Genomic DNA, 12,624 nt, shown 5'->3' on the forward strand with positions numbered 1-12,624 from the left:
CTCACGGGTGAGTTGCAGCCGCGCGAGCGCAAGGGGTGCCGGCATCGAAAGAGGCAATAGCGCTATCGCCAGGGCAGAAACTGGGCCTCGGGCAACGCACCTTTCCGCCCACGCTGCTGGCCATCGACGAGACTCTGCCAGGTGGCCTGCTGGGCAGCCTGCCATGCCGATGGCAATGTCATACCGCGCGCCAGACGCACCGCCAGGTGCGAAGCCAGCGTGCAGCCGCTGCCATGGAAGCTGCCAGTCAGTCGCGGGCAGTCCAGTACGAGCGTGGCATGATCTCGGCGATACAGACGATGGATCACCGACGGCTCAGCCAGCGAATCAGCGCCATTTCCCAGCGGGTCAGCATCGCGCTCGACAGGATCAGTACCGGTGACCAGCACGGCCCCGGCGCCTGCCGCCAGGAGATGCTCGGCAAGTTGACCGTCGCCCGTCCCCGCGGGGCAGGCCGCCAGCCGCGCAAGCTCCGCGCGGTTGGGCGTGAGCACATCCACGTGCGGCAGCAAGCTCTCACGCGCCTGATGGATGAGCGACTCGGTGGAAAGCTCCAGCCCGCCGCCCGCTTTCAACACCGGGTCCCATACCACGGGTAGCCCCGGCCAGCGCTGCTGGAGTTCCTCGATCAGCGTCACACACGCCGTGAGCGCCGCTTCGCTGGCGAGCAGACCGATCTTGAGCGCGCCCGGGCGGAAGTCCTCACACAGGGTGCGGGCCATGGCGAGCATCGACTCGCCCGATTGCGGAATCACCGCCTGTACATTGCAGGAGTTCTGCACCGTCAGTGCCGTCGGCACTGTCAGCGCCCAGCCACCACCGGCACGGATCGCCTCGCTGTCGGCGACCAGACCCGCGCCGCCGCTGGGATCATGCCCCGCCAATACCAGCACGTAGGGCAGTTGCGCTGAGCACTCGGTCATGGCTGAACCAGCCCTCAGAACGGTTTGACGATGACGCAGATGACGATCACCACCAGCATCAGCACCGGCACTTCATTGAAGAAGCGGAAGTAGCGCGAGGTTCTCTTGCAGGTATCGGCGGCGAACTGCTTCAGATACAGGCCACAGGCATGGTGATAGCCGACCAGCAGCACGACCATGGTCAGCTTGAGGTGCATCCAGCCCATGCTCATGAAGCTCGGCACCAGCGCCAACAGCCAGATCCCCAGCACCAGGGTCGCGATCATCGACGGCATCATGATGCCGCGATAGAGCTTGCGCTCCATGGTCTTGAAGTAATCGATGGCCTTGTGGTCGCCGGCATCTCGCGCCTGGGCGTGATAGACGTACAGCCGCGGCAGATAGAAGAGGGCAGCAAACCAGCACACTACGGCAATCAGATGGAAAGCCTTGATCCACAGATACATGAGGGAGCTCCGTCAGTCAGGGTCGGGAAGGTCAGAAAGTGGACGCGCGGATGAAGCAATCGGATCGCCACGATGGCATGTGACACCTCCAAGGCCCATGCGGTATGCGGTCGCGGCCAGGCGTGCGCAAAGTGAATTCACGCCTGAGAAGCAGGTGCCACGAGGTGCTTCAGGGCGTATAGCGATAGTAGCTCTCTATTGCATCCCGCGTGATGATACCTGAAATCTTGCGAATCATCGGTGCGGTGGTGTGCTCGACATAGAGGGCATCGACATCGCTGGGCAGCAGCCGCTCATAGGCCTCGGACAAGGTAGCCTGCAGGTGGATGGGCGCGAGATCCAGACGCTGCGCGGGGATCTCGAGCAGGTCGAGCTCTTCCTGCTCCCGCCAATGCTCATCCATCAGCACACGCACCAGATCCGCCGCCGGCAGTGCGACCATCGGCTTTTCCGGCGTCGAGCGCGTGACCACCAGCCAGACCGGCTTGCTGTCGAGCAGGGCGCGAGCACGTTCACGCGTGATGCGGCGCGGCACGCTGACCAGCGAGCGCTCCATCACCGCCGGCACCGCCACCCGCGACAGCGCCTGCATCAATGGCTGCTGGAGCGGATGCAGTCCCTGCGCCGTCAGCGTCGAGATGAAGAAGCCCTGGCAGTGACACAGCTGGCGACAGGTCAGGCCTGCCACCACCACCGCCAGCATGCCGGGCAGGATGATATTCGGCGAATGCGTCAATTCGAGCAGTGCCATCAGGGCGGCCAGTGGCGCCTGAAGCACCGCACCCATCATCGCCGCCATGCCGAGCAGGGCGTAAAGCGCGATGTCCGAGGCCTGGTCCGGCAACAGCCAGCCGCCCAGCATGCCCATCAATGCCCCGGCCGCGGCGCCCGCCACCACCACCGGGCCGATGATGCCGATCGGCACGCCACAGGCCACGCACAGTGCCGACAGCACCAGCTTGCCGACCACCAGCGCCAACAGGATATCCAGCGCCAGCTGGCCGTCGAGCAACTGAGCCAGACTGTCATAGCCGATGCCTTGTACCTGGGGATACCACCACGCCACGACGGCCGTCGAGACCCCGACCAGCGCCATGCGCATCCCCCATGACAGGTGTGCCACGCGCGCCTGCTGACGCGCCAGATGCACGAAGCCCCCCGCCAGCAGGCCGATGACCAGCGCCGTGACGATGACCCAGGGCAGATCGAGCAGGGAATGCAGCAGCAGAGACGGCACCGCGAAGGCCGGTGCCGAGCCGTAGACCATCTGCGTGACCACCGCGCCGGTGGTCGAGGCCAGAATCACCGGCATGAACCCCATCAGGGTGTACTCCATCATCACCACTTCCATGGCGAAGATGACCCCGGCGATCGGCGTATTGAAGGAGGCGGAGATGCCCGCCGCCGTACCACAGGCGACCAGCACGCGCAGACTGTTGTTGGGCAGCTTGAGGCGCTCGCCGATCCAGCTCGAGGCACCGGCACCCAGGTGGATCGCCGGGCCTTCACGCCCCGCCGACAAGCCGCCGAGCACGCTGGCGACCCCGACCACGACCTGATTGAGCCAGGCACGCAGCGGCATCTTGCCCTGATGGTAGGTCAGGCGCTCGATGACATGACCGATGCCCAGCTTGCGCTGCGCCGGATGCTGTCGCCCCAGCACGATGCCGATCACCAGCACCGCCAGCAGCGGCAGCGACGCGCGCACCCAGGGGGCAAGTCCCTCGAAGTTCTCCGGGTTGTCATCGGGCATGAAGCCCAGAGCACCGGCACTCAACAGCAGGCGGAAACCGACCATCAATGAGCCGGTCAGCAGCCCTGCCACCAGCCCCAGCAGACACAGTTGCGGGAGTGCATCGACCGCCGCCAGCTTGCGCCGAAAATTGTCGAGACTGGGACGAGGCAGATGCGGACGCGTCAGGCGTGACACTCACGACTCCTTGAAGGCACTGGCAATGACAGAGGACATCCATGTCGGCAGCGCATTACTGCCCGCCTGACACCTGTGTATCATATCGATTGCGAACCGTCGCGACCGTGCGCAATCCGACAACCTCGGCACAGCATGGCGCAACGCCTGTCTCGCGCACAGGCCACCAAAGGTCGCAGCAGCAGATCGGACACAAGATTACATCTCGCATCAACAGGACACCGCCCGAAGGCGGGGAGGCAGCATGATCAAGGTAGGTATCGTCGGCGGCACCGGTTACACCGGAGTGGAACTCCTCAGGCTCCTGGCCAGCCATCCGCAGGTGGAAGTGACCGTGATCACCTCGCGAAGCGAGAAGGGCGTGCGTGTCGACGAGATGTACCCCAATCTGCGCGGCCACTACGACACTCTCGCATTCAGCGAGCCGGATGCCGACGTGCTGGCCGCCTGTGACGCCGTATTCTTCGCCACGCCTCACGGTGTCGCTCACGCCCTAGCTGGCGATCTGCTGGCACGCGGCACGCGTGTCATCGACCTGTCCGCGGACTTCCGCATCAAGGACGCCGACGTCTGGGCCGAGTGGTATGGCCAGCCGCATGGCGCGCCGGAGCTGCTCGGCGAAGCCGTCTACGGCCTGCCGGAAGTCAATCGCGATGCCATCCGCGAAGCGCGCCTGATCGCGGTGCCGGGCTGCTACCCGACCTCCGTGCAGCTGGGCCTGATCCCGCTGCTGGAAGCCGGCCTGATCGAGACCGACAACATCATCGCCGACTGCAAGTCCGCCGTCTCCGGCGCGGGTCGCGGTGCCAAGGTCGGCTCTCTGCTGTGTGAAGCCGGCGAGTCCATGAAGGCCTACGGCGCCTCCGGCCACCGTCATCTGCCGGAAATCACCCAGGGGCTGGACCTGGCAGCCGGCAGCGCGGTCGGTCTGACCTTCGTCCCGCACCTGACTCCGATGATTCGCGGCATCCACTCCACCCTCTATCCGCGTCTGAGCGGCTTCAGCGGCACGCTGGAAGATCTGCAGACGCTGTTCGAACAGCGCTACGCCGACCACCCCGCCGTCGATGTCATGCCGCTGGGCAGCCATCCGGAGACGCGCAGTGTGCGGGGCACCAACCTGTGCCGCATCGCCCTGCATCGTCCGGGCAACGGCGACACCCTGGTGGTGCTGTCGGTGATCGACAACCTGGTAAAGGGCGCGTCAGGCCAGGCCATCCAGAACCTCAATCTGATGTTCGGTCTCGATGAGATGATGGGGATCGGTGCGCCGGCGATGATGCCCTGAACCGCCAGCGTACGCCCGCAAGGCTGCACGTCAGACAAAGTTGACCCTTTTGCTCGGATATAGGGATAATAGCCGTCATTCCGTTCTCTATACCGTGCCGGGCGCTGTCTTCAGCGTCCGGCCTCCGACTCCTTCCAGGAGGCCCGCATGAGCGAAGCACAAAGCTTCATCCCCACGCCGTTGTACCTGTCCGAGCGCGCCAGTGCCCGGATTGCAGCGCTGCGCGCGGAAGAAGCCAACCCGGAGCTGCGTCTCAGGGTCTACGTCACTGGCGGCGGCTGTTCCGGCTTCCAGTACGGTTTCGATATCGCCACCGATCTGGCCGATGACGACACCGTGGTCGAGCTGGGCGAAGCCGCCATCGTGATCGACCCGCTGTCCTACCAGTATCTGGTCGGCTCGACGATCGACTATGAGGAAGGTCTGGCAGGCGCCCGCTTCATTATCCAGAACCCCAATGCCACCAGCACCTGTGGCTGCGGATCTTCCTTCATGGTCTGATCATTGAGGATCTGACACGCCCCGCACACGACATTGGCGCCTTGCTGGCGCCTGATCGCCCCCTACCGGTTCCTGGTAGGGGGCGATTTTTTTGTCATCTCAGTGGCTTGCGAGCTTCCCTTCGCGGTATGGCAGCGGCGGCAGACTTGACGGGGCCCGGTGCGCTCGTCAATCTAAAAACGCTATACATCCTAAAATCTAAATATAAAGAGGAATGTAAAATGCGCAGATCCCACCTGCTGGCCTCCCTCTCTGGCCTTGCGGCCGCCACCTTCATGGCCAGCGCTGCCCATGCCGTCACCCTCAAGGCGGCGACCGACCCGAGCTTCGTGCCCTTCGAGATGCTCGATCAGGAAAGTGGCGAGATGGTCGGCTTCGATATCGACATCCTCAATGCCATCGGCGAGCGCGCCGGCTTCGATATCGACCTCAAGACCATGGACTTCAATGGCATCATCCCGGCCGTGCAGACTGGTAGCGTCGATGTCGCCATCGCCGGCATCACCATCACCGAAGCACGCGAGAAGATCGTCGACTTCACTGATCCCTACTATGACTCCGGCCTGCAGATTCTGACCTCGACCAACAACGGCGACATCGAGGATATCGAGGGCCTGGAAGGCAAGAAGGTCGGTACCAAGATCGGATCCACCAGTTACGACTATCTCACCGCCAACCTCGGTGACTCCACCATCACGCCTTATCCGGGCAGCGCCGACATGTACATGGCCCTGATGTCCGGCAGCGTCGATGCCGTCTTCTACGATGCCCCCAACGTCGGCTACTTCGCCAAGACCAAGGGCAATGGACGCGTCAAGACGGTGGGGCCGCTCTATGAAGGCCAGCAATACGGTATCGCCTTCACCGAAGGCAGCGAGTGGACCGAGGCCGCCAACAAGGCGCTGGCCGAGATGAAGTCCGATGGCAGCTATGCCGAGATTTACCAGAAGTGGTTCGGCGCCATGCCCGGCGACAGCCAGTAAGCCGCTTTCGACTCGCCTCGGACGCCCCACGTCGCGTAGTGCAGAACGTAGTACAGATCATCATCACGACATTTCGGCAGCGACAGCCTGCCGGAATGTCGGTCGTCTCGAACCTCCGGCGCGCCCAGCGGTGCATGAGAGGTTCGTGCCAAGGAGCCCCCCGTGGACGTTCAGTTCCAGTTTGATTGGCAGGCCGCACTCAATTCGGTGCCCTACCTGCTCGAGGGCATTCCCTGGACCCTCGCCATATCCTTCGGTGGCCTCGCCATCGGCTTCGTGCTCGGCATCCTGTTCGGACTGCTGAGCCTGTCTCCCAGCCGGATCCTGCGCTGGGTCGCCACCGCCTATATCGAGATCTTCCGTGGCACCCCGGTACTCGTCCAGGTGCTCTTCATCTTCTATGGCCTGCCGCAGATCATCGGTGGCCCCATCGATGCCCTGACCGCCGGCATCGCCGCGATCGCCTTGAACTCGGCGGCCTATATCTCGGAAATCGTGCGCGGTGGCGTGCAGTCCATCGCCCGGGGCCAGCGGGAAGCCGGCCTGTCACTCGGCCTTTCCACCCCGCAGACCTTCCGCTATGTCATCTGGCCCCAGGCGCTGCGCCGCATGATCCCTGCGCTTGGCAACCAGGGCATCGTCTCGATCAAGGACACCTCGCTGTTCTCGGTGATCGGCGTCGGTGAGCTGGTGCGTCAGGGGCAGATCTACATCGCCACGACCTTCAATGCGCTGGAAACCTACTTCATGGTTGCGCTGCTGTATCTGGTGATCACCCTCAGCCTGTCATTTGGCTTGCGGATGCTCGAGCGCCGCGGGTTGGTGGGCCAATGATGTCTCTCTGCCCCCCAAACGTGACGGATATCGCCGCGCCATCTCTCCTTTTGCCTGATCTCATTTCTCTGACGACCATCCGGCATGCAGCGCCGGTTCGGAGCGCCCCATGACTGCCATCGTGAAGATGCACAAGCTCAACAAGCATTTCGGCAGCCTGCATGTCCTCAAGGACATCGAGCTCGAGGTCGCCCAGGGGGAGGTGGTGGTGATCATCGGGGCCAGTGGCTCCGGCAAGTCGACACTGATTCGCTGCGTGAACGGCCTGGAGGAGTTTCAGGACGGCAACATCGAGGTGGATGGGCACTCGCTGATCCCCCACGGCAAGAGCCACAGGGCGCTCAAGGCGATACGCACCGAAGTCGGCATGGTCTTCCAGCAGTTCAATCTCTTTCCGCACATGAGCGTGCGTGACAACGTCAGCCTGGCCCCCATCAAGGTCCGCGGCACCTCGCGTCCGGCGGCCGAGCAGCAAGCCGATACGCTGCTCGAGCGGGTCAATATCCTCGAGCAGGCCGACAAGTACCCGGGGCAACTCTCCGGTGGCCAGCAGCAACGCGTGGCCATTGCCCGCTCACTGGCGATGGAACCGCGCCTGATGCTGTTCGATGAGCCCACCTCGGCACTGGACCCGGAAATGATCGGTGAGGTGCTCGATGTCATGCGCAAGCTGGCCCGCGAAGGCATGACGATGATGATCGTCACCCATGAAATGAGTTTTGCCCGTGAAGTGGCAGACCGGGTGGTGTTCATCCATCAGGGCAGCATCGTCGAGGAAGGCACGCCAGAGCAGGTCTTCGATACGCCGCAACATCCACGCACCCAGAGCTTCCTGGCCCGCGTACTGTCTCACTGAGCGTCTTCCGGAAAGCTAGCTGAGCCACTGTCCGGACACGCGTTGAGCACGTGATATCCCACCCGCTGCAGCATGGCAGCGGGCATGCCCCGACCGTCAGGTCGGGGCATTTTTTTGTCCTCAGAGAGGCTTGCGAGCCCTGCGGATCGCCAAACGATGAAAAATCTTCTCCCTCCACGCCTTCTGTCGGCATTTCGAGAAGAAAAAAACGAATTTTTTTGGCCCCGGCCACCCCCTTGCCAGGTCACGCAAACACGCCTCGACGCTCGAACGAATGTCGCTTTCCCCGCCTGGCAGCCCTCACTCAAGCGTCGCTTTAGCGTGTGAAAAGCAGGGATAAATCAGGGGCCTAGTCGGAAAACCACACGAGGATAACGTGCACCGTGAGCCGCCGGGACAGCGTTCAGGCAATCTCAGCGGCCGATACGGGCAAGACAAGCGAAAAAGTATCCACAGGCTGGGACGCATCGCGTCATTGGCACCATTGGCGAGGGCTGTAGGCATTCACGCACCACTTATCCCATGACTGTCTACAGCTTTGGCCAGCGCAGGAAATCGACATTTGCCTCTGTGGACATTTTCCGGCATTATCCGCGGCCTTCTTGCCGTCAGGCCATGCAGCACTAGGGGTTGTGGGTAACAACGCCACTTGTGCACAGCAGGGCAGAAAAGTCGGGTACCAGCTCGGTATGAATCAGGGGGTAATCGGGGCTGTGGACAAGGGCGCATTTCATCCACAGGAAGCGACCGGTGACGTCCTCAGGTACTCCGCATTTTCTCCCCAACTATATCAACATCGTAAGCTTTTGATTTGTAACGGATAAAGTCGATTTCCCACTGATTTTGTCCACAACAGTAGTTACAACATCAACAGAACCCCTTTTTCTTTTCTTTATATAATCTTGTTATCCGGAAACCCGAAGGACGGACCGAGACCTCACGATCGACCTGACGTGAACTCACCGAACCCGAAGTGTTCGGGATAACGAACGGCTGTCTGGTCAACACATCCCTCGCCGGAAAATCGACGTGTTGTATCCTCAAGACTCGTGAATCGTCACGGTGTGGATTGATGCCTGAGTAGAAACAACCCGGGCATTCATTCATGACCTGCCAGGGCACGGCGCTGTGGAAAACTCCTGACGCTTACCCACAGGCGGTTTATACTGTGCGGCCCGGACGTCATCCTGCTGGCTTGCAAGCTCCCTCACCGGTCGAGCACATGCCTTCGGCGACGGACATCATTCGCCATGCCGTCTGGCAGACCTTGATTCATCCAGGCATCGATTCATCGCCCTGCCTGGCCGATTTGCCTGCTTCGCCAACCAGCGAACAGCGCTTCACCCAAGTTTCGTGATACCCCGAGGTGCCAACGTGGATTACCCGAACCGCTTTGACGTGATCGTCATCGGCGGCGGTCATGCCGGTACGGAAGCCGCACTGGCTGCTGCCCGCATGGGCCGTCAGACCCTGCTGCTGACCCATAACATCGAGACGCTGGGCCAGATGTCCTGCAATCCCGCCATCGGTGGGATCGGCAAGAGCCATCTGGTCAAGGAGATCGATGCGCTGGGCGGCGCCATGGGCCTGGCCACCGACATGGCGGGTATCCAGTTCCGTACCCTGAATGCCCGCAAGGGGCCGGCAGTGCGTGCCACTCGCGCCCAGGCTGACCGGGCGCTGTACAAGGCCGCGATCCGCAACGTGCTGGAAAACCAGCCGAACCTGACGCTGTTCCAGCAGGGTGCGGAAGACCTGATCGTCGACGGCGAGACCGTGCGGGGTGTCGTCACCCAGACCGGGATCCGCTTCCACGCCACCACGGTGGTGTTGGCGACCGGGACCTTCCTCGGCGGCGTGATTCACATCGGTCTGGACAACCATGCCGGTGGTCGCGCCGGTGATCCGCCCGCCAATGGGCTGGCGTCACGTCTGCGTGAACTGCCGTTCCGGGTAGATCGCCTCAAGACCGGCACCCCGCCGCGCATCGATGCCAAGAGCGTCGACTTCAGCAAGATGGAAGCCCAGCCGGGTGACACGCCGCGACCGGTGATGTCCTACATGGGCAGCCGTGAGATGCAGCCGGAGCAGGTCAACTGCTACATCACGCACACCAACGAGCGCACTCACGAGATCATCTTCGCCAATCTCGACCGCTCGCCGATGTACTCCGGCGTCATCGATGGCATCGGGCCGCGTTACTGTCCGTCCATCGAGGACAAGGTGCATCGCTTCGCCGACAAGAACAGCCACCAGGTCTTCATCGAGCCGGAAGGCCTGAATACCCATGAGCTGTATCCCAACGGCATCTCCACCTCGCTGCCCTTCGATACGCAGCTCGAGGTGGTGCGCTCGATCCGTGGCATGGAGAACGCGCACATCACGCGTCCCGGCTACGCCATCGAGTACGATTTCTTCAATCCCCAGGACCTGCATCACTCCCTGGAGACCCGTTTCATCAAGAACCTCTACTTCGCCGGTCAGATCAATGGCACCACCGGCTATGAAGAAGCCGGTGCCCAGGGGCTGCTGGCGGGCGTCAATGCCGCCTTGCGCGCCACTGACGACGAGTCCTGGCATCCGCTGCGTGACGAGGCCTACACCGGTGTGATGGTCGATGACCTGATCACCCTCGGCACGCGCGAGCCGTACCGCATGTTCACCTCGCGCGCCGAATATCGCCTGTTGCTGCGTGAGGACAATGCCGATCTGCGCCTGACCGCCAAGGGGCGCGAGCTGGGCCTGATCGATGACGCCCGTTGGGAAGCCTTCGATCGCAAGCGTGAAGCCATCGCCCGCGAGACCGCACGTCTCGAGAGCACCTGGCTGACGCCGAAGAGTCCGGAGCTGGCCCCGTTGAGTGACAAGCTCAGCTCGCCGCTCAAGCGCGAAGCCAGCCTGATGGAGCTGCTCAAGCGTCCGGAGCTCGAGTATCCGGATGTGGCAGACCTGAAAGGGGAAGGGGTCGACGACTGGCGCATCGCCGAACAGGTACAGATCACTGCCAAGTACGCAGGCTATATCCAGCGTCAGCAGGAGGAGATCGACCGCCTGCGCCGTCACGAGCACACCGAACTGCCGACCAGCCTCGACTATGATTCCGTCGATGGTCTCTCCAACGAGATCAAGCAGAAGCTCAACGAAGCGCGCCCGGCGACGCTGGCCCAGGCCGGCCGTATTTCCGGTGTCACGCCGGCAGCCGTCTCCATCCTGTTGATTCACTTGAAGAAGCGTCAGCTGATCAAGGCGGAGACACCCGCAGATGCCGCAACGACTGACACGGGAGTCGCGCAATGAGCCAGACGCTCAACGAGACCCAGCGTGAACGTTGCGCTCAGCTGCTCAGCCGCGGTGCCAGCGCCATGGGCGTAGAGTTGAGCGAGGAAGAACATGCTCAGCTGATGACACTGCTGGTGCTGTTGCACAAGTGGAATCGCGCCTATAACCTCACCGCGGTACGTGAGCCGGAGGCGATGGTGACTCGCCATCTGCTCGACAGCCTCAGTGTGCTGCCTTATATCAGCGGGCCACGCCTTCTGGATGTCGGCGCCGGCCCGGGCCTGCCCAGCATCGTGATCGCGATCATGCGTCCCGACATCGCCGTCGTGCCGCTGGATTCGAATGGCAAGAAGGTGCGCTTCCAGATTCAGGCCGGCCATGAACTGGGCCTCAAGAATCTGAGCCCGACCCAGGTCCGTATCGAAGCCTATGATGGCGCGCCGTTCGAACAGATCATCTCGCGTGCCTTCGCCGATACCGATGCCTTCGTCAATCTGTCAGCGGCCGTGCTCGCCGAGGGCGGCGAATGGTTGGCCATGAAAGGGCGCATCCCCAGTGATGAGATTGCCCGCCTGCCGATGGGTGTCTCGCTGGTCGAGACATTGGTGCTGGAAGTGCCAGGCGAGGAAGGGGAGCGCCACCTTCTGCGCCTCAAGCGCGACTGATAAAGCGCCTCAAGGTGTGCGCAGGGATTGTGCCGGGCGCAAAAGGCAGGCAGCCTGATGTTTTCACGAGGGCAGATCATTGATCTGTCCTCGTGAGCATGTGGCTGGTGCCAATGGCCCCGCTTCTCAAGGAACCAAGGAAGTCGCTCGTGACCAAGATCATCGCGCTGACCAACCAGAAGGGTGGCGTCGGCAAGACCACCACTGCCGTCAATCTGGCGGCGTCGCTGGCGGCACTCGATCGCCGCGTTCTGCTGATCGATCTCGACCCGCAGGGCCATGCCACCATGGGCAGCGGCATCGACAAGCACGACCTCGAAGGTAGCGTGTTGGATGTGCTGCTGGGCGAGCTGCGTGCCAGTGACGTGATTCTCGATTGTCCCGATGCCGGCTACGCCCTGTTGCCCGGCAATGGCGACCTTACCGCCGCCGAGGTCGATCTTCTCGGTGTCGAGGGGCGTGAGCGCCGCCTCACGGAAGCTCTGGCGCCGATCGCCGCGGAATATGACGTGGTACTGATCGACTGCCCGCCCTCGCTCAACATGTTGACCGTCAATGCCCTGACCGCCGCCCATGGCGTGCTGATCCCGCTGCAGTGCGAGTTCTACGCGCTGGAAGGTCTGTCAGCGCTGCTCGATACCGTCGAGCAGATTCAAGGCAACGTGAATCCGGCCCTCGACGTGTTCGGGATCGTGCGTACCATGTACGACGCTCGCAACAGTCTGACCCGCGATGTCAGCAAGCAACTTTCCGATTACTTTGGCGATACCCTGATCAAGGCGACCATTCCGCGCAACGTGCGGGTGGCGGAAGCGCCGAGCCACGGCCTGCCGGTGACCAAGTATGCGCGTCTGTCGCGTGGCAGCCAGGCCTATCGGGTGCTCGCCAAGGAATTGATTCGTCGTCTCTCGCTGTAACT

At 62.5% G+C, this 12,624-nt stretch carries 11 protein-coding genes; 8 read left to right on the forward strand and 3 right to left on the reverse strand.

The features are described from left to right. Positions 1-62: 62 nt before the first annotated feature. The 3 genes from thiD to QQF40_RS05930 all read right to left on the reverse strand — a co-directional run bounded on the left by thiD (position 63) and on the right by QQF40_RS05930 (position 3,290). Positions 63-923 (reverse strand): bifunctional hydroxymethylpyrimidine kinase/phosphomethylpyrimidine kinase, encoded by an 861-nt coding sequence (gene thiD / locus QQF40_RS05920; protein WP_285460696.1) that lies wholly within the window; start codon positions 921-923, stop codon positions 63-65. Positions 924-937: 14 nt separating this feature from the next. Then, positions 938-1,369, reverse strand: coding sequence for a protoporphyrinogen oxidase HemJ (gene hemJ, locus QQF40_RS05925; RefSeq protein ID WP_248380268.1), 432 nt, complete (start codon positions 1,367-1,369; stop codon positions 938-940). 169 nt (positions 1,370-1,538) lie between these two features. Further along, positions 1,539-3,290, reverse strand: a complete 1,752-nt coding sequence (locus tag QQF40_RS05930; RefSeq protein ID WP_175089065.1) for a chloride channel protein — start codon at positions 3,288-3,290, stop codon at positions 1,539-1,541. Between the two features lie 253 nt (positions 3,291-3,543). On the opposite strand from QQF40_RS05930, the gene argC reads away from it, so the two are divergent. From argC to QQF40_RS05970, 8 genes are all read left to right on the forward strand, one after another. After that, positions 3,544-4,587 carry an N-acetyl-gamma-glutamyl-phosphate reductase gene (gene argC / locus QQF40_RS05935; RefSeq protein ID WP_175088909.1) on the forward strand — a complete coding sequence of 348 codons (1,044 nt, stop codon included), beginning with the start codon at positions 3,544-3,546 and terminating at the stop codon, positions 4,585-4,587. Positions 4,588-4,734: 147 nt separating this feature from the next. After that, positions 4,735-5,088: an iron-sulfur cluster insertion protein ErpA gene (erpA, locus tag QQF40_RS05940; protein WP_175088908.1), complete on the forward strand. Its 354-nt coding sequence runs from the start codon at positions 4,735-4,737 to the stop codon at positions 5,086-5,088. Between the two features lie 221 nt (positions 5,089-5,309). Further along, the gene (locus QQF40_RS05945; protein WP_175088907.1) at positions 5,310-6,071 is read left to right on the forward strand and encodes a transporter substrate-binding domain-containing protein; all 762 of its coding nucleotides are present in this window, start codon (positions 5,310-5,312) and stop codon (positions 6,069-6,071) included. A 162-nt stretch (positions 6,072-6,233) separates the two neighbouring features. Continuing rightward, the gene (locus QQF40_RS05950; protein WP_043331697.1) at positions 6,234-6,905 is read left to right on the forward strand and encodes an amino acid ABC transporter permease; all 672 of its coding nucleotides are present in this window, start codon (positions 6,234-6,236) and stop codon (positions 6,903-6,905) included. A 109-nt stretch (positions 6,906-7,014) separates the two neighbouring features. Then, positions 7,015-7,761 carry an amino acid ABC transporter ATP-binding protein gene (locus QQF40_RS05955; protein WP_054556363.1) on the forward strand — a complete coding sequence of 249 codons (747 nt, stop codon included), beginning with the start codon at positions 7,015-7,017 and terminating at the stop codon, positions 7,759-7,761. Between the two features lie 1,374 nt (positions 7,762-9,135). Beyond that, the gene (mnmG, locus tag QQF40_RS05960; protein ID WP_175088906.1) at positions 9,136-11,058 is read left to right on the forward strand and encodes a tRNA uridine-5-carboxymethylaminomethyl(34) synthesis enzyme MnmG; all 1,923 of its coding nucleotides are present in this window, start codon (positions 9,136-9,138) and stop codon (positions 11,056-11,058) included. After that, complete coding sequence (gene rsmG, locus QQF40_RS05965) at positions 11,055-11,705, forward strand: 16S rRNA (guanine(527)-N(7))-methyltransferase RsmG (protein WP_285460697.1); 651 nt, start codon at positions 11,055-11,057, stop codon at positions 11,703-11,705. Before mnmG ends, rsmG begins: the two co-directional genes overlap by 4 nt. A gap of 149 nt (positions 11,706-11,854) precedes the next feature. Continuing rightward, positions 11,855-12,622 (forward strand): ParA family protein, encoded by a 768-nt coding sequence (locus tag QQF40_RS05970; RefSeq protein ID WP_043331702.1) that lies wholly within the window; start codon positions 11,855-11,857, stop codon positions 12,620-12,622. Positions 12,623-12,624: the final 2 nt, after the last annotated feature.

It is taken from the genome of Cobetia sp. LC6 (genome assembly GCF_030264805.1).
GTDB lineage: Bacteria > Pseudomonadota > Gammaproteobacteria > Pseudomonadales > Halomonadaceae > Cobetia.